Source organism: Nitratiruptor sp. YY08-26, from assembly GCF_016593215.1.
Lineage (GTDB): Bacteria > Campylobacterota > Campylobacteria > Campylobacterales > Nitratiruptoraceae > Nitratiruptor > Nitratiruptor tergarcus.
In genome coordinates this window covers 1,426,244-1,449,939 of sequence record NZ_AP023063.1, presented here as the reverse complement: position 1 = coordinate 1,449,939, position 23,696 = coordinate 1,426,244, and the positions used below count along the sequence as shown (strand labels likewise).

The following is a 23,696-nucleotide window of genomic DNA, read 5'->3' as shown; positions in this document are numbered from 1 at the left end:
TTATGCGTTTTTTTCTCCTCTTTCTTTGCATTGTATCAGTTTATGCAAAAACAGTTGATGCTGAGTATAAAGTTACATTTGGACTTTTTGGAACAGTTGGAAAAGCGTATGCCCATTTTGAGAGTAATGCTACCAATTATGCAATTTCTATCAAAGCAAAAGCAGCAGGGATTGCAAAAGTCTTTGCAAATAATAGGGTTGAGGAGTATGGGAGCCAAGGTACTGTCACCAAAGAGGGTATTTTAAAACCAAAAATTTTTTATCGACTTAAGCAAACTTCCAAAAGAAGAGATTTTAAAAAGTATATATTTGATTATGAAAAGAAAACAATAACACTTTTGACAGATAAAGAAAAGTATGGAGTATTTCATACACGCAACAAAGAGATTTTGTCCTATTTTACCAAGAATGATGTTTTAACACTCTATTACAATCTTCATTTTTATCTCCGCTCTAATCAAAACCTATATAGGTTTCAAGCTGTAGGAGGATCTGAGCAAGATGGCAAGATTGATGTGAAAATTTTGCAAGGAAAAGAGAGGGCTAAAATCCAAAAGCTACTAAAAGTTGATGGACTCTATCTTGCGGTGAAACTTTATCAAAAGATCTTTGCTAGCAAAGAGGGGCAACTGTATGTGGTATTGGGCAAAGATAATATCGCAAAAAGAGGACTTTTAAAAGATGTGATCTTTTTTGGGGATGTGAAAGGGATTTTGGTAAAAAAGGAGGTGCGTGAGTAGGATTGATAGGGGTGTTTTGTATATGCTTTTTGCTTCACTCCTCTTTGCTGGTATGGGTGTGTTTGCCAAGCTTTTAAGTCAAAATCTACCAAGTTTAGAAGTGGTCTTTTTTAGAAATGTTTTTGGAGTTTTTTTAGTTGGTACATCTTTAGTGCACAAACCTATGAGGCATGAGGGAGGAAAACCCTTGCTTCTCTTCTTTCGTGGATTTATCGGTTTTTTAGCTCTTTTAATGTTTTTTTACGATATTGCCCATATCCCTTTAGGGGAGGCTATGACCTATTCAAAAACCTCACCCATCTGGACAGCAATTTTTGCATATCTCTTTTTACATGAGGTTCTCAATAACCGGCAATGGATGGCTATTATTATAGGATTTTTAGGAATTGTTCTCATAACCGATCCTTTCAATACCCCATTTGATAAGTATGATCTTTTGGGCATATTAAGTGGTATGGGAGCAGCAGTTGCTTATACCAGTGTGCGAGAACTCAAGCGTTATTATGACACGAGGGCTATCGTGCTCTCATTTATGGGGGTAGGCACTGTTGGACCGAGTGTTTTGATGCTTGCGGCTCCATATATACAAAGCAAGGAGCTTGATTTTATGTTTGCTGCATTTGTTATGCCACAGGGGATACTTTGGATTGAGATTGTTGCTATGGGACTTTTGGCAACTTTGGCTCAAATATATATGACAAAAGCGTATGGAGTGACAAAGGCTGGAATTGTAGGAGCGGTGAGTTATTCTAATATTGCGTTTTCAATTCTTTTTGGCATTCTTTTTTTAGACGATCCATTGCCAGAGACTATTAAGATTTTGGGTATAATCTTTATTGTCATAAGTGGAATAATGGTAGCAAGGAAATAGTATGGCTGCACTGGAACTTTTGGATAGATATACGTATGAAGATTATAAAAAATGGGAAGGACGTTGGGAACTTATCGATGGTATTCCTTATGCTATGAGTCCAGCTCCCTATCCAAAACATCAACGATTAGTTTTTAATATAGCTAAAGAGTTGGATAGGACACTGGATTGCAGTGTATGTGAAGTATTTATTTCACCTATTGATTGGAAAGTAAAAGAGGATACTATTGTGCAGCCAGATGTTGCTATATTTTGCGAAGATACAGAAGAGCAATATTTTACAAAAACACCTCCTGTAGTAGTGGAGGTGCTCAGTGAAGCAACAGCATATAAAGATTTGACGACCAAATTTGAACTTTATGAAAAAGCTGGTGTGCACTATTATGTGGTGATCAATCCAAAACGAGAAGTTGCAGAAGTGTTTTACAATAAAGGCAAAAAGTTTGAACTTTTAGGATATTTTGAAAAGGATGGAAAAGTAGATATGCAGTGGGATGGGTGCAAAGCTTCAATCAATTTTACAAAGGTGTTTGCATGATTTTGATAGCAGGACCATGTGTTATTGAGAGCCAAGAGCAGTTAGAGATAATTGCTACTGATCTTAAAAAATACCATAAGTCGGAGCAAATTGATTTCTATTTCAAAGCCAGTTTTGACAAAGCTAATAGAACAAGTCTTGATAGCTACAGAGGTCCAGGTCTTGAAAAAGGGCTGGAGATGCTAGCTAAAATCAAAGAGGATTTTGGCTACAAGATCCTCACAGATGTGCATGAGAGCTATCAGGTGCCTAGAGTAGCTGAGGTGGCAGATGTGATTCAGATCCCAGCTTTTTTATGTCGCCAAACAGATCTGCTTGTAGCTGCTGCAAAAACAAAAAAAATCGTCAATATCAAAAAGGGACAGTTTATGCACCCTGAGGATATGAAATATAGTGTTTTAAAAGTCCTTAAAACTAGAGGAATTGAAACAGCAGATTATGAAACAAGCAAACAAGCTGGAGTGTGGCTGACTGAGAGAGGTACAACCTTTGGATATAGAAATTTGGTAGTGGATATGCGCAGTTTAATTATTATGCGAGAGTTTGCTCCAGTTATTTTTGATGCGACTCATGCAGTGCAGATGCCAGGGGGAGCAGGAGGAAAAAGCAGCGGGAATAAAGAGTTTGTAGCACCGCTCTCACGTGCTGCAGCTGCTGTTGGAGTAGATGGATTTTTCTTTGAAACTCATTATGATCCAACATGTGCTTTGAGTGATGGACCAAATATGGTTACGCCAAGTGAGCTTGAAGCAATAATAGATGATATTTTTAAGATTAAAACAGTTTTAGAGGAGAAAAAATGAGAGTTATAGAGGGAAAATTACGATTAGATGGAAGTGAAAAAGTTGCGATTATTGCAAGCAGATTCAATCATATCATCACAGACAGATTGGTTGAAGGGGCAAAAGATGCCTTTTTGCGGCACGGAGGGAATGAAGATAATTTAGATCTTATTTTAGTTCCCGGAGCTTTTGAGCTTCCATTTGCTTTGGATAAAGTTCTTGCAAGAAAGCAGTATGATGGAGTCTGTTGTCTTGGAGCAATCATAAGAGGCTCAACACCCCATTTTGATTATGTGGCAGCAGAAGCGACCAAAGGCATAGCTAATACAACGCTTAAATACCAAAAACCGGTAACTTTTGGAGTCTTGACGACTGATACAATTGAGCAGGCGATTGAGCGAGCAGGGAGCAAAGCTGGTAATAAAGGGTTTGAGGCTATGACCGGGCTTATAGAATTAATTGATCTTTACAAAGGGCTTTAATGGCAACGCGTCACCAAGCACGAGAAGCAGTTATTGGGCTTTTGTATGCCTATGATTTGGGTAATCCCGAGATTAAGAAGTTTGCTGAAGATATTTTGGAAGAGAAAAAGATCCGCAATAAGCAAAGAGAGTTTGCTTTGGGGCTTTTTAAAGGAGCAGTAGAGCATCTTGAAGCGATCGATGAAGCGATTAAAAAACATCTTGAGTCTTGGGATATGGAGCGAGTGGGGCATATCGAGCGTGCAATCTTGCGTTTAGGAGCATATGAACTGCTCTATACCGATCTTGATTCTGCTATAGTTATCAATGAGGCAGTTGAGCTTGCTAAAAAGCTTGGTACAGATCAGAGTCCAAAATTTATCAACGGCGTTTTAGATGCGATCGCAAAAGAGGTAAAAAATGGAAGCAAGGAAGCTTGAGCATTATACTTATCAAGATTATCTAGAAATAGATAAGAGTACAAAAGAGCGTGTAGAGCTCATATTTGGTCGCATCTATATGATGGCAGGGGCCAGTGCAAAGCATCAAGATGTTGTTGGTAATATCTATTTTACATTGAGAAATGAAAGTAATTGTAAACCTCGTGTGGCTCCCTATGATTTAAAGTTAAAATGCAGTTTTGATTCCAGTGTAGAGCCAATCAATGTAGTTCAACCAGATGTGATGCTTTTTTGTGAAGAAGAGAAGCTTCCATGTGCGATTTTTGAGGTATTGAGTCCATCAACTGCTTCCAAAGATAAAACAGACAAATTGGCTTTATATGAGTGTGCCGGGATAAACGAGTATTATATCGTGGAGCCTGAGTATAAGGTAGTGGAGCGGTTTGTTTTGGAGGGGAAAAAGTATAGATTTGCTGGAAACTTTACAGAAAATATGTACATGCCGGTTGCGTGTATCGGTAAAGAGGTGGATGTGAGTGCTTTTTTTGAAGGAGTGGAATGAGATTATCAAAAGAAGATGCGATTGATTTAATTAAAAATGCAGACTTAATCGAGCTTGGGCAGATGGCCTTGGCAAAAAAAAGAGAATTACATCCCAAAAAGATTACGACTTTTATTGTTGATAGAAATATTAATTACACCAATATCTGCTGGGTAGATTGCGATTTTTGTGCATTTTACAGAAAGTCAAAAGACGACGATGCCTATATTTTAAGCTATGATGAGATTGATCAAAAAATAGAGGAACTTTTAGAAATTGGTGGAACGCAGATCCTCTTTCAAGGGGGTGTCCATCCAAAGCTGAAGATTGACTACTATGAAGATCTTGTAGAGCATATCCACAAAAAATATCCACAAATCACTATCCATGGATTTAGTGCCGTAGAGATTAGCTATATTGCTAAGGTGAGCAGGCTGAGCTTCAAAGAGGTTTTACAGCGCCTCAAAGCTAAGGGACTTAGCTCTATTCCAGGTGCTGGAGCAGAGATCTTAAGTGATAGGGTGCGAGATATCATTAGCCCGAAAAAATTAAGCTCCCAAGAGTGGCTCGATATCCACCAAGCTGCCCATGAAGTGGGAATGAAGACAACAGCAACGATGATGTATGGAACAGTAGAGAGTGATGAAGAGATAGTAGAGCATTGGGAGAAGATCAGAGATTTTCAAGATAAGACGGGTGGATTTCGTGCTTTTATCATGTGGAGCTTTCAGCCACACAATACAACGTTACAAAAAAAAGGAATCGTAACCCACAAAACAAGCTCCAATCGCTATTTGCGGCTTCTTGCAGTAAGTAGGCTCTTTTTAGATAATTTTAAAAATATCCAGTCCTCTTGGGTAACACAGGGAAGCCATATAGGTCAAATGGCACTCCTTTATGGTGCAAATGACCTTGGTTCAACAATGATGGAAGAGAATGTGGTAAAAGCAGCAGGAGCGCAAAACAGGATGAACCAAGAGGAGATGATACGACTCATTAAAGACGTTGGCGAGATTCCTGCAAAGCGCAATACGGCCTACGAGATATTGGAGGTCTATGAATGAGATTTGTTTTTTTACTTATTCTTTTAGTACAAGGGGTGTTAATGAGTGCAGAGTTAGAGCACATTGAGATAAAAGGTGTAAAAATTCCAGTTATTTATGAAAAGGATACAAATTTACCGATAGCTGGGTTGCAAATAGTTTTTCAAAAGAGTGGAAGTATTGAAGATGGAGATCTGCCAGGTCTAGCAAAAATGAGTGCAAAGATGCTGAGTCAAGGCACCAAAAGTCTTGGTAATGTAGGATTTGCTAAAAAACTTGAAGAGCGTGCTGTTCGTTTTAGTGTTACCACTGGTGTAGAGACTATGGTAATGGAAGTAAGCTCACTCAAAGAGGAGTTGAAAAACGCAATTGAGCTTGTAAAAAAGGTTTTTGTCGAGCCAAACTTGACTCCAAAGGCCTTAGAGCAGGTGAAAACAACTACACTTGGATATCTCTCTCGCAAAAAGAAAGATTATGACTATATTGCAAGCATCAATCTTAAAAAGATTCTCTTTGCAGGTACGCCTCTGCAAAATCCAACAGATGGAACCCAAGAGAGTATTAAAAAAATATCACTCCAAAATATTGATACATTTTTGCAAAAACACTTGGTGCTCAAAAGAGCAATTGTAGTAGTGGGGGGAGATCTTGAGTTTTCCGAGGCAAAGAAGTTAATTCAAGATCTTTTAGAACCACTTGCAGTTGGCAAAAGCGAGCCATTGCCTTTTTATGAGGCAAATAGCAAGCAGCAAGAGGTAGTTCAAAAAGAGAAAGAAACAAAGCAAGCTTATATCTATTTTGGAAGTCCATATGATGAGCGGGTAACAAGTGATGATTTGCATCTCTCTCGCTTGGCAATGTTTATTTTAGGAACTGGCGGCTTTGGAAGCAGGCTCATGGAGGAGATACGTGTCAAGAGAGGTTTGGCATATTCAGCTTACTCTATGGCGCGTATCAACAAAAGTCATAGCTACTTTACTGGATATTTGCAAACTAAACTTGAGAGTGCTGATGAAGCAAAGAAACTTGTCAAAGAGGTTATTACTGACTTTGTTGCAAAAGGAGCAACACAAAAGGAGTTGGAGAGTGCGAAAAAATTTCTTCTGGGAAGTGAGCCTCTACGCAATGAGACACTCTCACAAAGACTGAGTCGCGCATTTCATGAATTTTATACTGGCAAGCCTCTTGGATATTCTAAAGAGGAGCTTAAAAAGATTGAAAAAGTCACTCTGTCTGAGCTTAATGATTTCATCAAAAAACATAGTGAAATAGAAAAACTGAGTTTCTCCATCATTACAAAATGAACGAAAAGCTACGCAAAGCTGGCATAAAAGATATTTTAGAGCTGGCTTTGTTTACTCCTGCATCTTATCATGACTATCGTATTAAAGATTTTATAGATTTTGAAGAGCAACTTTTTGAGGCGCAAATCCTAAAAAAACAGAAGTTGCAAAAGCTGCAAAAATATCAAGCTTATGCTAAAAATATTCAAAAAGAGATTGCACTCATTTTCTTTCGCACATCTTCGTATCATGATTACACTTTTATAGAGGGCGCTACACTCTATATTGGGGGCAAAATAAAAAAGAGTTTTGGCGAACTACAGTTAATACAGCCACAAAAAGTCGCTAACTATAAGGTGGGAAAGATTTTTCCCTCCTACAAAATTAAAATACGAGGTGATATTTTCGAAGAGTTAAAGTCTCACTACTTAACAAAAGAGAATCTTCAAAATACTGGACTTCCAGAAGATATTTGCGAAAGGCTTCTCAAGATTCACTATCCAGATGAGGAGTTTTATCGCGGATTTAAACGCCATGGTGGATTTTATGGAAAATATCTAGAAGCGCTGAAATTTACTGAAGCTTTTCGTTATATGAAAGGACTCAAAACTAAGCGTATTTATTATCCTTCTCTATGTAAAGTCGAGGCCATTTTGGATCCATTCTATGAGCAACTCCCTTTTACGCCGACAAGCGATCAAAGAAAAGCTTTAGAAGATGCAAAGAGTGATCTAGCTAAAAGTATTGCAGCAAGGCGTGTGATTGTCGGTGATGTTGGCAGTGGTAAATCGCTTGTAATGTTTGGCATAGCCCATATGGTAGGCAAAAAGCGAGCAATTCTCATGGCACCTACAACAATTTTAGCAACGCAGCTTTTTGAAGAGGCTAAGAGGCTCTTACCATCTTCACTCCGTATTGCCCTTGTAACATCCCAATCAAAAGAGCAGGATTTAGAGGATTTTGATTTTATTATTGGTACACATGCACTGCTATATCGTAAACTTCCAAAAGCGTGTGTGGTGATGGTGGATGAGCAGCATAGATTTGGTACAGAGCAGCGGAGTAAACTCAAAAAACTTGTAGAATCACAAGAGGGGAGTCCCCACTTTTTTCAATTTAGTGCGACGCCCATTCCTCGCACCAAAGCGATGATGGAGAGTTCTTTAGTTGATTTTAGTTTTATCAAAGAGCTTCCCTTTAAAAAAGATATTACTACTGAAGTGATTAGCAAAGAGGATTTTAAAAGGCTTCTTATTCATATTAAAAATGAGATTGAGCAAGATCATCAAGTACTCATTGTCTACCCAATAGTAGAAGAGAGCGAGCACTATAACTATAAATCTTTAGAGGAGGCAAGCTCTTTTTGGATGCGCTATTTTGATGGAGTCTACTATACGCACGGAAAGGATAAAGAAAAAGAGGACATACTGCAAGAGTTTCGCGATAAGGGAAAGATCTTATTAGCAACTACTGTGATAGAGGTAGGAATCTCTTTGCCAAGACTTACTACTATTGTAATAGTGGGAGCAGAAAATATGGGGCTTGCAACGCTTCATCAATTGCGAGGCCGTGTCTCTCGCACAGGTCTCAAGGGATACTGCTTTTTATACACGCACGATAAAAACAATAAAAGGCTCCAAGAGTTTAGCAAAATTACAAACGGCTTTGCAATAGCAGAGCTTGATCTCAAATATAGAAAGAGCGGCGATATTTTGAGTGGCAAAGAGCAGAGTGGAAAGATGTTTCAATATCTCAATATGGCTGAGGATAAAGCTATAGTAGAGAGGGCAAAAGCCCTACTTGATCAATAAAGACCAAATTTTCCGTCTGTTCTTTTATAAAGAACGCGAGTTTTTCCGCTTTTGTCTTCAAAGACGATGAAGTATTTGTTAGAGTTTTTGAGGATTTCTACTGCCTCTTCTACACTTATAGGTTTATCTACATCAAATGGTGTTGGCACTACTTCATCAGTATAGTTGAGCGCTTCTTGGATCTCCTCTTCAAGCATTGGAGCTGCCATAATCTCTTCAAGCGAGATATTTTTATGATTTTTGATCTTATCTGCATAGCGTCTAAGCACCTTTTTTGCTCGAGCGAGTGCCAAATCTATTGCAGCATAGACATCTTTATCTTTTTGTGTGATGACTACATTACCTTTTTTAGCTACATGAATATCAAATTCAAAAGTAAAACCTTTTTTCCCGTTGCGCTCATCTGCTGAGACTGTAGCATTGATGCCTGTGATATCAAGACCTAGTTTGAGTAGTGAGTCAGCTGCATCTTTAATATAGGCCTTTATAGGGTCTGTAAGCTCGAAATTTTTCCCATATACGTGCAAATAATCCATTGCAATCCTTTTGTGAAAATTTTTCCCACATTTTAGCAATTTTTAACTTAAATTAGAGTTTTTGAATGGTTCTTTTTACATATGAAATAGGTGCACTATCTTGTGTCAAACTTGGCCGCAAAGAGACTTTTGTATCTATTATCAAAGTTTTATTACTCTCTTTACTGTTAAGATTATTATCAAGCATATTACATCCTGCTGGCAAACCATTGCCAATATAGTAGAGGGTGATATTAATATCAAAACTATTTTGGTATGTAAAATTGACAGCATTGAGACAGCTATTGTTTGGATGAGCACTAGCTGCTAAAACCGCATAATCTGTTGCACTTTGTGCAAGAAGTTTTGCTTGCTCATAAATATAAATTTGTGTAGTTTTAGAGACATTTGTTGAAAGCAAAGAGATAGTAAGAGATAAAATCAAACCAATAATGAGCATAAAAATAATGGCTGTTAACATACTCAATCCTTTTTTCATCAAAACACCACCTTTGCTGAACAAAATGTTGTATTGTAGTCGCCTTTACCTGAGCGAGCACAAAGTTTGAGCTCTATGGCTCTATCGAATCTACGAAAGTTAAATTTTGTTAAATTGGAAATAAGCACACTTTTTTTTCCGCTCTTATAGGTCTGCCCCATCCAAGGCTGATAGTCATAGTAGAGTGTAAGATTATAATCTCCTGGATTTCCCTCTGGAACAAGTGCATAGGCACTACAGGCAAGATAGTAGTGTTCATAAATCTCTTTTGGACTCGTTGTATCTTCAAAATGGAGTATGTCGTTGGAACTGCCTTTATATATCCGTAGTTTATTCGTTGTACCAGATGAGGAGTAGTAATCTTTTAAGATACTTTCATCTGCATTTGGTACCGGAAAAAAAATAGCACAATTATTATTATGTTGGGATATATCGATGCTATGTAATGCTTTAATTATTTTTTGCGCATAATCTAGTCTACTCCCTCTTGTTTTGACAGAGACTTTGGAGGTATTTGCGTCACTTAGATCTATAAAACCGCTCCATCCTGGCTGGTTAAAAGATCCATTATAAGATCCACGCCGTGCCTCCCACTCATAGCCAATCCATTGTAAAATAGGATATTTAATAGTGATCGCAAGAGTATGAGGATGAGAGGCATTACCAAATTGAAGGGTAGACTCACTCCCGCGTATACGATAAGAGAGTCTTTTTGCAATCTGCTCTATTGCTAGATCTGTTTTGTATGCAGCTTCAGAGACATGTTGAGAGAGAATATAGTTTTCATAGGCTTTAAAAATAATATCACTACCTATAGCAGAGATAATACCTATGATAATAATAACAAAGATGATTTCAATGAGTGTAAACGCTTTTTTCATTGGAAAATCCTATGCTGCAAAATTGGCTGGCCGTTATTACATGCAAAAGAGCGCATTATGAGTATTGTTTTATTATGAGGATCTGTAACATTAGTTTCAATCAATTTTAAATTTGTGGAAAGAGAGCTCGCATCAATTGAGGGAGAGAGATGAGAAAATGTAAGAGTTGTTTGATTATAGTTGTTACTATCTTGTAAATAGGAGATTTTAGTCTTTATATTCATATCAACGATAAAATCATCTTGCTCTTTTGTAACTGTAATAACTTTGTTATTGAAATCATCTATATCATCTGCAAAGCTCTCCCCACTCTCCAAACCTAATGTATCACTTGCAAAGCGTGAGAGGTTAATTTGCCGCGAAACTGCTCCGATGCGATAGCTTGGGTTATTGACTTTTGTAGCTTTAAGTTCGTTGTCTCCACCTTTCGTATTGAGAGCAACGGTATAAGAGGTGTTGTAGTCTTGAATTTTACTATTCTCATCCCATCGATATGTGAGAATATTACCGTTTTGAAAATAGGCATAAAACACAGCCTCTTTTTTAATTATCTCCTCAATCGAAGATGTTGTTTGTGTAAAAATGCCAGGAATTGCCATCATGACGATAGATATGACAACAATGGCAAAAATAAGTTCTAAAAGCGAAAAAGAGCGCTTCACCAGTTAATCCTTCTCTCTTCTTCTTTTGAGCTATTGATTTCATCTGTTTGCTTAAAGTCTCCTACGCCATGCCAAATACCAGAATGAACAAAAAGAACCGAAAAACTATTGGTTGTGGCATTATTATCGAATTGATTGTAGATGAGCCATGAGGATGCATTAATATTGAGGCGAGCTCTGAATGGATACTCTTTGCTACCATCATAGCTAAAAATCAGTTTTTGTGTACCATTGCTATAGCCTTGCAGAGTTGCTTTAGATAAAGGTGCATTAGCTGCACTCAAGATATCACTGTTTTTATAATAAATATTGAAGACTTTTCCAAAAGATGTTTGGGTATGTGCTGTGTTTACATACCATCCCAAATCGTCTATGCTCTCATTTCCTTCAATACCGGCAGGGTCACTTCTATTTGGATCGTAAACTTCGTAGTAGAGGTTTACTTTGGCATTGTTTGTACTAAATTTATTTACTGATGCATCGGGTGCATGTACTCTACCGTAATAAAATGATACATCTTCATTTAAACTACTTTCTCCGGTAACATTATCTTCATCCGAAATATTGATATCTTGGATAGCAAATTTAAAAGGGTTGATCGGATTAGATAAATTTCTATCAAAATTAATATAAACAGTTAGATTTGCAGTTCCATTACTCTCTGTAGTAAATATATCTTTAGTCCAGTTAGTAAAGTTTATGTCATGAGTTTTATTATTTGTAAATATAGTGTTTTTATCTAAAGAGTATAAGATTTTAGATAATCCATCTGGAACTTGTGAGTGTGAAATATTGATATCGATATTTTTTGCATAGCAATCTTTATTGTAGTTTTGCGTTGTTGAATTATCCTTATCTTTTGCAGTTATGCTTAATTCAAGCAGTGATGCCATGTTGAAATTATTTGAAATATATGTGAAACTGCTTTTATTAAAATCATAGTAGTTTGCATTGATTGCAAAATGATGTGGAACTACCGTAACAGCTGTTTTAAATGGTGTAATGAAACGATCTAAATCATTTGTATCATTTTCATCAACTTTTGCAAATTCGCTGCCACTAACTTCTTTGAGTGTTAAATTTATTTTACCCACTTCATTATATTTTAAAGTAATATCGGTTTCTCCGTTTTTAAATACATTTCCATCTATTATTGTTAAAGTCCCTTGTTTACAATTACTTTTTGAAATATTATATTCTAAATTTGGGCTGTTACCATTAATATTTACACTTTCATTATAATCTTTTGCTGGATTATTACTAAAGTCAAGCGCTTTGAAAGTTATAGTAAATTTCTCTCCTGCAACAACTTTTGAAGGTATATTCGATATTTCAAATCTATCTGGGCGAATGGCGAAGTTGTCTCTTGCACAAACATATGTAGCACTAAAATCGGTTAAACATTCAGCGCATCCATATTGATGATTATACGGCTCTTTTGTGCCTCTACCGTGATTTTGAGGAAGGCAAGGCTCTCCAGTGGATATATCTCTACATGGGTTATTTGGAAATACCTGTTCAAGTTTGTTCCCACTATCAAGACATGCAGGAATACCAGGGAGATTGGAGCTCATATTGCTTACATCAGCACATTGTACTCCTTTGCTATGAATAACAGAAGACCAATTTATATATTTAATCCTAAAAGTTGCATTTTTAGAAATAACAGAGAAATTTATGTCTGCTATTTGGCTCTTTGTGAGACTCTTTTTTGATCCAAAATAGATACCTTTGTGAATCTTCTCTAAAATCGGAGCATTACTGCATGTATTTTGGTCACTTATATTATTTGCATCTACGATTTCTAAAAAAACAGCTCCATAAGTAGGAGAGAGTGTTACATTGTCGCTGTCGAGATGTATTACTTTAATTGGAAAATTTTTATTTACTATTTTTGTATGAAGCACATTGAGTGGGCTATTTGCCTCAGCAACAGGATCACTATTTCCATTGAAACTTTTTTCAACAACATTAAAACTTCCAGCTTGAGGTTTGAAAGCCGATACTGTATTATTAAAATCGGAACATTTTGGTAAGGTACTATTGATTGTAAATTTTTTTTCACCTATATTGAAAATATATGATATTTTATACTCTAATGAGAATGGCTGATCTGTTAAAACAGTAAAATTGTAGTCAATATATGCTATTTCATTTGGAAAGTTAGAATAGGGTCGAAATTGTGTAGAAGTTGTCCCGTATCCCAACGGTTTTATAGTAAGATTGGTATCATCAAAAATTACATTTACTCCTTTGAATGAAGAATTATCGCCAATATGCACTAATCTATCCCAATCGGTATCTTTAATAAAGGTTGAGTTTGGTACATATTGTGTAATGTTTGAATCAAAAACTTTAGTTATCTGAACATCTTCAGCTGTTCCATTATCATCATTTCTAATTCTTAAATGTGCTTTTAATGTATCTCCAACTTGAATAGTTGAGCTTGAGTTTAGCTCTCCGTTTTGATCATAGAGCGTCTCTTCATAACATATTTTTGGTTGGTATATTTGAATAGCCAATCCGAACATTCCTGGAAAGTAGCCATCATCCTTTGTTTTCATTTTAACAGTCGTTGAAGTTTGGGAATTTCCTATTATATTGCTAATATCAAATGTATCTATATCGATGCCTATAGTATTATGTCCATATACTGGATATAAATATTTTTTATCCACATAATTGCCAAACTCAGTTATTGAAGAGTTTGCAATATTGCCTTTAGGATTTCCTTTATTTGAAATTTGGTGAAATAAACCAGATTTATCTGATAAATATAAATTATCGCCTTTCAGTAGAAAATCTCCTTCGCCAGCGAAAAATATCAATGAACTATTCACTTCTCCATTTTTAGGAGTATAAAAACCATCTAAAGTAATTGTCCTTTCATGAGCTAATCCTATATTGTTAGTATCACAGTTGTGATTTTGCGCATATGAGAGTGCATTTTTTATATCATTGTTGTGTGCAAATGATATATATCCATCAAAAATAGTGAGATTTCTGAAAACTTCATTTTTATTTTGATATACAATTGCAATAGACCATGCAGCGAGAGTTCCACCTGTAGGCTTTCCTAAAGTTGTAAAAATATCTGCTCCCCAATACCATCCATTTCCATGATCTTTTACAAAATCGGTTATATCTGCATAGCCTTGATAGTACCATCTTGAAGAACTAAAATAAACATGATTGAGTCTACTTGCAGTGATGGTAGTATAGGTAACTTTTTTATTGTTCAAGTCTGGTGTATAGCCGAGCTTTATATTTTTTGTTTTTTGTTGATTTGTGGTTGATACATCAGAACCTGCCAAATATCCCTGCCAATACAATCCAGCCCATAATATTTCAGAGTTTGCAGGAAGTTTTAATTTTGCTGCGCTTGAATTTTTTGTTGCTGCATTTTTATCACCATCTTTCCAGTGAGCATATATATTGTTGTTATTCCTCCTACCTGGATTTTGACACTGTCCATTCTTTTTGTAACAAATATTTGTATTACCTATAAGCTTTATATTACCATGCTCGTTAGCAGTATAGACTATCGAAAACTCTTTTGGGTTAGCACAGATGAATTCACTTTCATTTTTATCATTTCCTCCACATCCATTTGGGCAGCTTGAAAGAGGGTTGTTGTCTACTATTTTATTATAGTTGTAGCTGTCACCGCTCAACCCGTCCCAAAAATTTGAATCAATACTTTTCGTACGATTTGTACTAGCATTTATGATGAGCGACCTCAAAGGAGAACCATAAAAACAGTTTTTTTTAATTTTATCTATTTTTCCTTGATTATTGATATAGGTGTTGTAAACAGCGCTACTACTGCTTTCTTTGTATAAACAATTTTTTTCTAGTTTTATATTGGTATTTGTAGTAAAAAGAAGAACTTTTTCTTGTTGACTCACAATTTTACTATTTTTTATATTTGGTGTACCCTTTTCACAATAGACTGCAATACCAGTTACATTGATATCACTATTTTCAATTTTTATTTCCCCTGTTACATTTTGTCTGGTATGTATTCCCCAATAACCACTACCAGGACTATTGCCATGTAGTGTTAAGTTTTTAAATTTTATATTATGAGCTTTATCTATATATATGCCATACGCTTTTGTAGTTGCATTAACATCTTCAAACTTGTGATTTCCATTTACATTTGGATGCAAATAGATCACATATCCAGTACTATCAACTCCAGTAATTTTTGCTTGTTTAATTTCAAAATCTTTTCCTTTTGAGACATATATTCCATATCCATTCTTTGCTTCTATCACAATATTTTTATATTTTATTTTGCCATGTACATTTTGTCTCGTAAGCACTCCATATCCAGTTGATCCTTTAACTGTTATATTTTCAAACTCTACACCGTTTGATTTATGTATATCAAATCCGCTTCCTTTATTAAGTTCTATTTTAATATTTTTAAATGCAAGTTTTTTACTGTTATTAACATTTTCATCTGTTACTATTGCATATCTATAGTCACTATTATAGTTTGTCGCATTAACATTTATATCTTCAAAAGTCATCCCTTCGCCATTTGTTACCCAAATAGCAGTTTGATTTTTAACACTAAAACTTAGATTTTTAAATATATGTTTATTATCTTTTACATTTTGATCTAATCTTATTCCATAATAGTTACTATTAGTACCTGTTAAAGTTATATATATATCTTTAAATTTGAGCTTTTTAGCATCGCCTATATAAATCCCGCCTGTTTTGGATTTAATTGTTACCTTTTCAAAACTATTTTCTCCGTCTCTAAAATTACCATTTTCTGTATAGACCGCATATCCGCCATCTGATTTTAAAACAACATTTTTTAAGTGAACTTCATCCCCTTTTACTCCATGAATAGCATGATAATTTGTATTGGAAGAGGTTTGATACAAAGAGATGTTTTTTATTCTTGTATTTTTTGCTTTATTATAATTACCGCTATTTTTACCTAAAATTAGTACATCTTTATTGTAATACCAGTTAACATCTGTTGGCTTTGTTACATCCTTACCTGCTGTAAACGTTATATTACTCTTTGTTAAGACAACTTGCTCCTTGTAATGACCTTTGCAAATCTTTATCGTATCACCATCCTTTGCATGGGCAACAGCATCGGAAATAGTTTTATATCTTGACCAACCCGTAGGTATTATAAAAAAATCTTCACATGTGTTCGTACACATACCAAACATACATATTGCATTATCATCTACCACCAAAGTTTTTGCAAAAGAAGCTACTACAAAAAGAAGTCCAACGACTATTTTTTTCATTTTTATCCTTTATAATCAAAACATAAATATTTACTTTTGCGTTTTCTCAAAAGCTTTTTGTACTGCTTCTATAAAGGCATTTCTTACACCATTTTCTTCTAGCGCTTTAATGCCTGTAGCAGTGGTTCCTGCTGGGCTCATGACTCTGTCTTTGATAATGGCAGGATGTTCGTCTGTTAGATGTGAAAAGCTAAAAAAAAGTCCTTTAACAAACTCATAAGCCATCTCTCTTTTCATGCCTGCAGTTACTGTACCATCTGCAATGGCTTCTGCTACGAGAGCTAAAAATGCCGGACCACTTCCAGCCACAGCAGTTGCAATATCGAGCTCCTTTTCATTTTCTACCCAAATCACTTTTCCAATTGTTTTGAAAATAGCAATTGCCTCTTCTTTAGCTTTTATATCTCCTGTTATTGCTGTTGTAGAGGCGCCTTTAATGGCTGCAAGGTTTGGCATTGCTCGTATGTAGTGTTTTGCTGGGATAATGTGGAGATCTTCTATTGAAGTGCCTGCTAGAATAGAGTAGAGGGTTTGTGCTTCGCCTTGCAGTTGACTGGCTACTTCTTGCAGTGCATAAGGTTTTACAGCAAGGAGTATCTCTTTACCTGTAATGTCATAATTTCTTAGTGATTTAGTTTCTACACCATACAGATATGCAATCTCTTTGAGTTTTTTTTCATCTCTTCCAACAACTTGGAGAGGGATTTTTGCTTTTGTAAGTGGAGCGATAATTGCTTTTGCCATTTCACCATATCCAATAATTGCAAGCATATTTTTCCTTTATTTTTTAAAAATACTAAAGCTATACAAATTTTGTTATAATTTGCAAAACCACGAAAGAGGGTCTATGAAAAAACTGGTACTATATGCATTCATACTTTTTTTTATTATCGGATGTTCTTCTAAAAATGTTTTGGAATATAACAAAAGCGATATCTACTGGTATCAAAAGATGGTTCACTATGTAAGTGTGGGAGATCTAGATAAAGCAGATGAGTATTTTACCTCTTTGCAAAGTGAGCACTTTGTATCGCCTCTGCTCAAAGAGGCAACGCTTATTATGGCGCAGGCACATATGGACAATGAAGAGTATCTTTTAGCGAAATACTATCTGGATGAATATATAAAACGCTATGCTGATAAGAAAAAAGAGGAGTTTGCAAAATTTCTTAAAATCAAAGCATCATTCTTAGCTTTTAAAAATATCAATCGGGATCAAAAGCTTCTGCGTGATACGATCGCTGAAGCATTGCAGTTTGCAAAAGAGTATCCTAAAAGTGAATATAGTCCTCTTGTACAGACAATACTGACAAAGCTCTATCTTGCACAGTATGTGCTCAATGATGAGATAGCTTCACTCTACGAAAGACGTGGTAAAAGTAAAGCTGCGAAGATTTATAGAAAAAAAACAGAAAATTTCTGGCTCAAAAAAGATGAGATCGACGTGCCAACAAGTTGGTATGATTATCTCATAAACTGGTAGGGGGAGTATATGCAACTAAGTGATTATAGTGCATTTCCAACAACACTTCCGATTGTTGTTGAAGATGATATGTTTTTGTATCCTTTTATGATTTCACCAATATTTATTAGCGATGAAGCCAATATTGCAGCTGCTGAGACTGCTTTAAGGGACAATAGTCTCATACTTGTCTGTCCATCAAAAGAGGGGCATGAGGGAGAGCGCAGTTTTGATGCCATCTATCCAGCCGGTGTTATTGGCTCAATTATGCGCAAAGTCAATCTCCCAGATGGAAGAGTGAAACTCCTCTTTCAGGGCTTAGCAAGGGGAAAAATTTTAGAGCAGGTATCAAATGCTCCTTTGAGAGCTGTTGTGGATGTGATAGAGTCAAAACCATACAATGAGATAAAAATAGATGCACTTTTAGAAGTGCTGCGTGAAAAGATCCGTACACTCGCAAGTATTAGTAGCTCTTTCCCTCAAGATCTCGTACGAACAGTCGAAGAGAATCATGAGCCAAACCGAATTGCAGATTTAGTAAGCTCAGTGCTCAAGCTCAAAAAGAGCCGTGCATACGAGATGTTTATTGAAGAGGATGTTGAAAAGAGGCTCATGCTCTTAATTGATGTAGTGAGCGAAGAGATTGAGCAAAGTAAATTGCAGCGCGAAATTAAGAGTAAAGTAAGCTCCAAGCTTGAACAAGCAAATCGCGAATATTTTCTCAAAGAGCAGCTTAAACAGATCCAAAAAGAGCTTGGCGTTGATACGCAGCGTGAAGAGGAGATAGAGGAGTACCGCAAAAAGCTTGAAAATCTCAAACCCCACCTAACAGAAGAGGCATATAAAGAGATAAAAAAGCAGATAGATCGCTATGCAAGAATGCATCCAGATAGTGCTGAGGCGGTTGTGATTCAAACATATCTAGATTGGGTGCTGGAGGTTCCTTTTGGCAAATACTCTAAAAAAAAGCTCAACATTCAAGAGGTCAAGGAGCGACTGGATAAAGATCATTATGGCCTTGAGAAACCAAAAGAGCGTATTGTGGAGTATTTTGCAGTTAAAGAGCTTATGGAACTGCGCGGTGTGAAAAGAGAAAAAGGGAGTGGAGCAATTCTCTGTTTTGCAGGACCTCCGGGAATTGGTAAAACCTCCCTTGCTAACTCTATTGCCACTGCTTTGAAACGTCCTTTAGTGCGCATTGCACTTGGTGGACTAGAAGATGTGAATGAGCTACGCGGGCATAGACGCACCTACATAGGAGCAATGCCAGGACGCATTGTGCAAGGACTTATAGAAGCTAAAGAGATGGATCCGGTCATGGTGCTTGATGAGATAGATAAAGTTGGGCGAAGTATGCGAGGGGATCCTACTTCTGTGCTTTTAGAGATTTTAGACCCTGAGCAAAATACTCATTTTCGCGACTATTACCTCAATTTTAGTATCGATCTTAGCAATGTTATCTTTATCGCCACAGCAAATGATATCGGCTATATTCCCGCACCTTTGCGCGATAGGATGGAGTTTATTTTCCTCAGCTCCTATACACCAAACGAGAAGTATGAGATAGCAAAGCGCTATCTTATTCCACAAGAGCTAAGAAAACATGGGCTTAAAAAGAGTGAGCTTACTATTAGCAAGAGCGCATTAGAAGCAATTATAGAAAAATATACAAGAGAAGCAGGCGTAAGAAATCTTCGTAGGCGCATTGCAGATATTGTAAGAAAAGCAGCAAAAGAGCTATTAGAGAATCCAGAAATTAAAAAAATCTCTATTACGCTTAAAAATCTCAGTAAATATCTTGAAAAACCTGTTTTTGAAATAGAAGAGGCAGAAAAACATCCACAAGTAGGTGTGGTTAATGGGCTTGCATGGACAGCTGTTGGTGGCGATGTGCTCAAAATTGAGTCTATTAAAATCAAAGGTAAAGGCTCTTTGCAACTAACTGGAAGACTTGGTGAAGTGATGAGAGAGTCTGCCTCAATTGCTTTTAGCGTAGTAAAGGTGTTGATTGATAGTGGAAAAATCAAAATTGATCAATCTGCCATTCCAAAAACATTTAAAGAAAAAGAGGAAAAAATCAAAGTCGATCCGAGTGAAGTATACAGAAGATACGATATCCATCTCCATATTCCAGAAGGTGCAACGCCAAAAGATGGTCCAAGTGCTGGTATAACTATGGCTACATCGATTGCGTCGCTTTTGAGCGAGAGGAAAGTTCGTCCAGATGTTGCAATGACTGGGGAGCTAACTCTAACAGGCAAAGTGCTACCTATAGGAGGACTCAAAGAGAAGCTCATCGCAGCGTATAAAGCAAAAATTAAAAAAGTCCTTATTCCGAAAAAGAATTACGATAGAGATTTGGACGAGATCCCAGCAGAAGTGGTAGAAAATATCAATATAATACCTGTAACTACAATCGAAGAGGTACTTAAAGAAGCTCTCTTATAACTATGTAAGAGAGCCAAACTTCTCTATCTTTTCTTTAAGCTCTTTCTCTTTTACCGGTTTTATCATATAATCGTTTGCACCTAGCTCTAACGCCTTTGTTTTTAGTGACTCATCTGTACTCAAAATTATGACAGGTATATCTTTAAATCTCGGATCTTTTCTCATATACTCTAACATTTGCAGACCATTCATCTGTGGCATATAAATATCGAGTAACACAAAGTCTATATCACGGTTTTTATTAAGAATTTGCAAAGCCTCTTTGCCATCCTTTGCTTCAATCGCTTCATATATTAAAGAGTTTTGTTTGAGAAGATTTTGCAGCAGCATTCTATTAATGATATCATCATCTACATAGAGTACTTTGAGTTGTTTCATACAGTTGTTTCCTTCTTCATGAGTTTATCGAGTTCTTTTTTGAAAAAGTCTTTCTTGATGATATTGCGTAAGATGTCATAGTAGAAACTTTTTTCAATAGATGGAAGAGTAGAGATGTCAAAGCTAGGTTCTACAAGGAGGATAAACATGGTCTGAGGCGCTTTTTCTTTGATTTGCTGTAAAATATGAAAATTGTATTCATCAGACTCTTTATCAATGAATGCTACTCTATATCGCTTATTCTCTAGGCGCTTGGTAAAATCTTCAAGATCTAAAGCCATATCAACGCTATACCCTAGAGATTTAAGTACATTTGCAAAAAGTTTTGCTTCAAGTGGACTCTTTTTGAGTAGTAATATATCAAAGTCATATTCATCTTTTTGGGACTCTTTTTGGCTTATACTCTTTTCTTCTTGCAACTCTTCTTCAATGGTAGGGATATACTTTTTATCAGGTAAGAAAGCTTTGAGAATAGTTTCGATATCTTTTCTGTTTATTGGTTTTGTGATATATTCATCAAATCCCTTTTCCATAAAACGCTCCCTGTCGCCTTTGAGAGCGTGTGCAGTAAGAGCAATGATTGGTGTGGGAATGAGATGCATCTCTTTTTCATAGAGATGTATCTCTTGCATAGCTTCTACTCCATCCTTCACAGGCATTTGGATATCCATAAAGACAATATCATACTTGTTTGTTTTGAATTTTTCCAAAGCCTCAAGCCCATTGTCTGCAAGATCTACTTCAAGTCCAAAATCTTCGAGGGTTTTTTTAATAAGTTTTTGGTTGATAGAGTTGTCTTCTGCAACTAATGCTTTTGCATGAAATTTTATAGCACCAGTGCTAGCTAAAATTTCTGTTTTTTGTTGAAGATTTTTACTATTTTGCAAGTAGTATTCAATAAGCTGTTTGAGTTTTGTAAAATTTGCTGGTTCATAGATATTTTTGATAATTTTTCCAGTAAACTCCTCAATTTTCTTTTTATATGTGACTTTTGCAATGAGGGCAACAGGAATTTTATCTCGCACAAGACCATTGATAGTCTTATCTTTAGCAAAATCGTAATCTATAAGAGCAAAGTTAATACGCTCTTTTTGCGCTAAAATCTCTTTTATATCGCTATTTTGTAAAAATTGTACACCGAAAAACTTCATATATTCAGCTATGAAGCTATTTTGTGTTTTTGGATGATCTTGGGGAGCATAAAAGGCTACTTTGAGACTAGAAAAACGATCCTTATAACTTTCTTGTAAAATCGGTATCTCTTCAAGCTCAAGAGTAAAATAGAATCTACTTCCTTTATTCTCTTCGCTCTCTATTTTGAGCTCTCCTCCCATAAGCTTTACAAATTCACTAGAAATTGTAAGCCCAAGACCAGTTCCACCATATTTGCGTGTAACTGAAATATCGGCTTGACTAAAGGCTTCGAAGATTTTATCTTTTTTATCTTTTGGTATACCTATACCTGTATCGCGTACTTCAAACTGAATGACAGCATAAGAGTTCTTTTCACCAAGTTTGCGGATCTCAACAACAATCTCACCACCTTTTGGTGTAAATTTAACAGCATTGCTTATAAGATTGATGAGTACTTCTTTGATTTTTGTTGGATCGCCTTTGAGAGGTTTTTCTAACTTTGGATCTACAAAACAAGCAAGGTCAATATTCTTTTCTGCTGCTTTTGGTGCATATACTTCAACAGCATTTTCAAATTCTGTAATTGGTTCGAACACAACACTTTCAAGCTCTATTTTATTGCTCTCGATTTTAGCAAAGTCGAGGATATTATTGATAATTTCTAAGAGGTTTTCTGAACTCTTTTCAATAATATTTACAAAATCTCTTTGCTCCTCAGAAAGGTTTGTATTTTTGAGTAGTTCGGTAAAGCCCATGATACCATTTAGAGGTGTACGTATCTCATGACTCATATTGGCAAGAAACATACTTTTTGCTTTATTCGCCTCTTCTGCAGCCTCTTTGGCATCTTCTGTACGCTTAAGGGCAAGATCAAGGAGCTCATAAGCTTTATCGATACCCTCTGTAGTATCGAGGTTGATCTCTTGTGCAAGATCTTTGTGGGTTTTGAGAATATCTTCAGAGAGTGCGACTTTTTTGAGAAGATTTTCTAGTTTTTCTATATTATGTGAAAAATCTTTTGCAAAGATATAGTTGAAGACAAAAAGTACTATTGAAAGGAGAAGAACAATCAAAGAAAATATTGCTGCTATGAAAAAAAAGTGCATCTTTTTTTGCACTTGTGCAGCGAGCATATTGTAGGCTGGTTGAGTGAAGTCAAAAAGTGCTGCTATCTTTTGATCATTAATATTTATCCAGGTATTAAAAGGTATAGGCTTGCCAGCAATGAAATTGATGCGCAGTGATTTTATTTTTTCATATAGTGATTGAAAGTTCGCATTTTGGGCTACTTTCATAGTAAATGCTGCTATAAAGGGATCAACTTTGGAGAGATTGAGAAAAAGGTCAGCTTTAGGGATATATGACAGCTCTAAAGTTGCAGTTTGAGGATCAAATTGCTTTTGCGAAAGGATATAATATGACACAAGTCCCTCTTCTAAAGAGCTATATTCTATACTTTGTAACAGGGCAGTATAGAGGTATCCCTTTTGAAGGATATCGCTGTTTGGTTGGTTTTCATTTATTTTTAATATGTAATTAAGTATCTGCTCAGCTACTGAATCGGTATAGAGGCCATAAAAAATCGATTTAAATGAATCGCTTCGATCTATTGTTTTTTGCCTTGCTATCTGTAAGATAGCAAGAGCATTTTGAAGAGAAGGATCGATGTGAGAACTATTCTGTTTAAACTTTGTTATCGCTTCATCTGTTTTTTTATACTGTTTTTGTAGTTCTGGGTTATCTTCATTTTTTGCAAGATAAATAGCAGCTAGTGTCCGCTCTTTTCCCACTTCATAGAGTATTGATTGTAAAGATTTTGCATTTTCCAAAAATAGTTTGGATTTTTTTATTTGGAGATATTTATCAAAAAAGTACCATGTTGAAATTATAGATGCAATAAAAAGAAGCAATATTGGCAGCAGTGTAACAATTTTTAATCTATTTTTCATTCCTATTGCCAT

The 23,696-nt window shown here is 35.9% G+C and carries 20 protein-coding genes; 12 read left to right on the top strand and 8 right to left on the bottom strand.

Annotation, left to right across the window (positions count from 1 at the left end):
* Positions 1–2 precede the first annotated feature (2 nt).
* The 10 genes from JG738_RS07810 to recG are packed head-to-tail and all read left to right on the top strand — an operon-like array spanning position 3 to position 8,471.
* Positions 3–740, top strand: coding sequence for a DUF3108 domain-containing protein (locus tag JG738_RS07810; protein WP_201337373.1), 738 nt, complete (start codon positions 3–5; stop codon positions 738–740).
* Positions 733–1,611: a DMT family transporter gene (locus JG738_RS07805; protein WP_201337371.1), complete on the top strand. Its 879-nt coding sequence runs from the start codon at positions 733–735 to the stop codon at positions 1,609–1,611. Before JG738_RS07810 ends, JG738_RS07805 begins: the two co-directional genes overlap by 8 nt.
* A gap of 1 nt (position 1,612) precedes the next feature.
* Entirely contained in the window at positions 1,613–2,149 is a 537-nt protein-coding gene (locus JG738_RS07800) for a Uma2 family endonuclease (protein ID WP_201337370.1), read from the top strand.
* A complete protein-coding gene (gene kdsA, locus JG738_RS07795) occupies positions 2,146–2,952 on the top strand; it encodes a 3-deoxy-8-phosphooctulonate synthase (RefSeq protein ID WP_201337368.1) in 807 nt (268 codons plus the stop codon). The genes JG738_RS07800 and kdsA overlap by 4 nt, the downstream gene beginning before the upstream one ends.
* Positions 2,949–3,413 carry a 6,7-dimethyl-8-ribityllumazine synthase gene (gene ribH / locus JG738_RS07790; protein ID WP_201337366.1) on the top strand — a complete coding sequence of 155 codons (465 nt, stop codon included), beginning with the start codon at positions 2,949–2,951 and terminating at the stop codon, positions 3,411–3,413. The genes kdsA and ribH overlap by 4 nt, the downstream gene beginning before the upstream one ends.
* Complete coding sequence (gene nusB, locus JG738_RS07785) at positions 3,413–3,832, top strand: transcription antitermination factor NusB (protein WP_201337365.1); 420 nt, start codon at positions 3,413–3,415, stop codon at positions 3,830–3,832. Before ribH ends, nusB begins: the two co-directional genes overlap by 1 nt.
* Positions 3,813–4,355 carry a Uma2 family endonuclease gene (locus JG738_RS07780; RefSeq protein WP_201337363.1) on the top strand — a complete coding sequence of 181 codons (543 nt, stop codon included), beginning with the start codon at positions 3,813–3,815 and terminating at the stop codon, positions 4,353–4,355. Before nusB ends, JG738_RS07780 begins: the two co-directional genes overlap by 20 nt.
* Entirely contained in the window at positions 4,352–5,398 is a 1,047-nt protein-coding gene (locus JG738_RS07775) for a dehypoxanthine futalosine cyclase (RefSeq protein ID WP_201337361.1), read from the top strand. Before JG738_RS07780 ends, JG738_RS07775 begins: the two co-directional genes overlap by 4 nt.
* A 41-nt stretch (positions 5,399–5,439) precedes the next feature.
* Positions 5,440–6,681, top strand: coding sequence for a pitrilysin family protein (locus tag JG738_RS07770; RefSeq protein WP_201337359.1), 1,242 nt, complete (start codon positions 5,440–5,442; stop codon positions 6,679–6,681).
* Positions 6,678–8,471, top strand: coding sequence for an ATP-dependent DNA helicase RecG (gene recG, locus JG738_RS07765; protein WP_201337357.1), 1,794 nt, complete (start codon positions 6,678–6,680; stop codon positions 8,469–8,471). The genes JG738_RS07770 and recG overlap by 4 nt, the downstream gene beginning before the upstream one ends.
* Here the strand turns inward: recG and hpf are convergent.
* The 6 genes from hpf to JG738_RS07735 are packed head-to-tail and all read right to left on the bottom strand — an operon-like array spanning position 8,465 to position 17,084.
* The gene (hpf, locus tag JG738_RS07760; RefSeq protein WP_084276483.1) at positions 8,465–9,007 is read right to left on the bottom strand and encodes a ribosome hibernation-promoting factor, HPF/YfiA family; all 543 of its coding nucleotides are present in this window, start codon (positions 9,005–9,007) and stop codon (positions 8,465–8,467) included. The genes recG and hpf overlap by 7 nt on opposite strands.
* Before the next feature lie 52 nt (positions 9,008–9,059).
* Entirely contained in the window at positions 9,060–9,485 is a 426-nt protein-coding gene (locus JG738_RS07755) for a hypothetical protein (RefSeq protein WP_201340466.1), read from the bottom strand.
* Positions 9,485–10,366 (bottom strand): prepilin-type N-terminal cleavage/methylation domain-containing protein, encoded by an 882-nt coding sequence (locus JG738_RS07750; RefSeq protein ID WP_201337353.1) that lies wholly within the window; start codon positions 10,364–10,366, stop codon positions 9,485–9,487. The genes JG738_RS07755 and JG738_RS07750 overlap by 1 nt, the downstream gene beginning before the upstream one ends.
* Entirely contained in the window at positions 10,363–11,028 is a 666-nt protein-coding gene (locus JG738_RS07745) for a prepilin-type N-terminal cleavage/methylation domain-containing protein (protein WP_201337351.1), read from the bottom strand. Before JG738_RS07745 ends, JG738_RS07750 begins: the two co-directional genes overlap by 4 nt.
* Positions 11,025–16,313, bottom strand: a complete 5,289-nt coding sequence (locus JG738_RS07740; protein WP_201337349.1) for a right-handed parallel beta-helix repeat-containing protein — start codon at positions 16,311–16,313, stop codon at positions 11,025–11,027. The genes JG738_RS07745 and JG738_RS07740 overlap by 4 nt, the downstream gene beginning before the upstream one ends.
* 30 nt (positions 16,314–16,343) lie before the next feature.
* Positions 16,344–17,084: a pyrroline-5-carboxylate reductase gene (locus JG738_RS07735; RefSeq protein WP_201337341.1), complete on the bottom strand. Its 741-nt coding sequence runs from the start codon at positions 17,082–17,084 to the stop codon at positions 16,344–16,346.
* 76 nt (positions 17,085–17,160) lie between these two features.
* Between JG738_RS07735 and JG738_RS07730 the strand changes: the two genes are divergently transcribed.
* Together JG738_RS07730 and lon are read left to right on the top strand one after the other, a co-directional pair.
* Positions 17,161–17,796: an outer membrane protein assembly factor BamD gene (locus JG738_RS07730; RefSeq protein ID WP_201337340.1), complete on the top strand. Its 636-nt coding sequence runs from the start codon at positions 17,161–17,163 to the stop codon at positions 17,794–17,796.
* A 9-nt stretch (positions 17,797–17,805) separates the two neighbouring features.
* The gene (gene lon / locus JG738_RS07725) at positions 17,806–20,223 is read left to right on the top strand and encodes an endopeptidase La (protein WP_201337338.1); all 2,418 of its coding nucleotides are present in this window, start codon (positions 17,806–17,808) and stop codon (positions 20,221–20,223) included.
* Here the strand turns inward: lon and JG738_RS07720 are convergent, their stop codons facing one another.
* On the bottom strand, positions 20,224–20,601 hold the full coding sequence (locus JG738_RS07720; protein WP_084276475.1) for a PleD family two-component system response regulator: 378 nt from the start codon (positions 20,599–20,601) through the stop codon (positions 20,224–20,226).
* Positions 20,598–23,696, bottom strand: coding sequence for an ATP-binding protein (locus JG738_RS07715; RefSeq protein WP_201337336.1), 3,099 nt, complete (start codon positions 23,694–23,696; stop codon positions 20,598–20,600). The genes JG738_RS07720 and JG738_RS07715 overlap by 4 nt, the downstream gene beginning before the upstream one ends.

Bases quoted from the DNA above. Each gene is read 5' to 3' on its own strand.
- JG738_RS07810 (WP_201337373.1), top strand. From the start codon at position 3: ATGCGTTTTTTTCTCCTCTTTCTTTGCATTGTATCAGTTTATGCAAAA.
- JG738_RS07800 (WP_201337370.1), top strand. From the start codon at position 1,613: ATGGCTGCACTGGAACTTTTGGATAGATATACGTATGAAGATTATAAA.
- kdsA (WP_201337368.1), top strand. From the start codon at position 2,146: ATGATTTTGATAGCAGGACCATGTGTTATTGAGAGCCAAGAGCAGTTA.
- ribH (WP_201337366.1), top strand. From the start codon at position 2,949: ATGAGAGTTATAGAGGGAAAATTACGATTAGATGGAAGTGAAAAAGTT.
- nusB (WP_201337365.1), top strand. From the start codon at position 3,413: ATGGCAACGCGTCACCAAGCACGAGAAGCAGTTATTGGGCTTTTGTAT.
- JG738_RS07780 (WP_201337363.1), top strand. From the start codon at position 3,813: ATGGAAGCAAGGAAGCTTGAGCATTATACTTATCAAGATTATCTAGAA.
- JG738_RS07775 (WP_201337361.1), top strand. From the start codon at position 4,352: ATGAGATTATCAAAAGAAGATGCGATTGATTTAATTAAAAATGCAGAC.
- JG738_RS07770 (WP_201337359.1), top strand. From the start codon at position 5,440: ATGAGTGCAGAGTTAGAGCACATTGAGATAAAAGGTGTAAAAATTCCA.
- recG (WP_201337357.1), top strand. From the start codon at position 6,678: ATGAACGAAAAGCTACGCAAAGCTGGCATAAAAGATATTTTAGAGCTG.
- hpf (WP_084276483.1), bottom strand. From the start codon at position 9,007: ATGGATTATTTGCACGTATATGGGAAAAATTTCGAGCTTACAGACCCT.
- JG738_RS07755 (WP_201340466.1), bottom strand. From the start codon at position 9,485: ATGAAAAAAGGATTGAGTATGTTAACAGCCATTATTTTTATGCTCATT.
- JG738_RS07750 (WP_201337353.1), bottom strand. From the start codon at position 10,366: ATGAAAAAAGCGTTTACACTCATTGAAATCATCTTTGTTATTATTATC.
- JG738_RS07740 (WP_201337349.1), bottom strand. From the start codon at position 16,313: ATGAAAAAAATAGTCGTTGGACTTCTTTTTGTAGTAGCTTCTTTTGCA.
- JG738_RS07735 (WP_201337341.1), bottom strand. From the start codon at position 17,084: ATGCTTGCAATTATTGGATATGGTGAAATGGCAAAAGCAATTATCGCT.
- JG738_RS07730 (WP_201337340.1), top strand. From the start codon at position 17,161: ATGAAAAAACTGGTACTATATGCATTCATACTTTTTTTTATTATCGGA.
- lon (WP_201337338.1), top strand. From the start codon at position 17,806: ATGCAACTAAGTGATTATAGTGCATTTCCAACAACACTTCCGATTGTT.
- JG738_RS07720 (WP_084276475.1), bottom strand. From the start codon at position 20,601: ATGAAACAACTCAAAGTACTCTATGTAGATGATGATATCATTAATAGA.
- JG738_RS07715 (WP_201337336.1), bottom strand. From the start codon at position 23,696: ATGGCAATAGGAATGAAAAATAGATTAAAAATTGTTACACTGCTGCCA.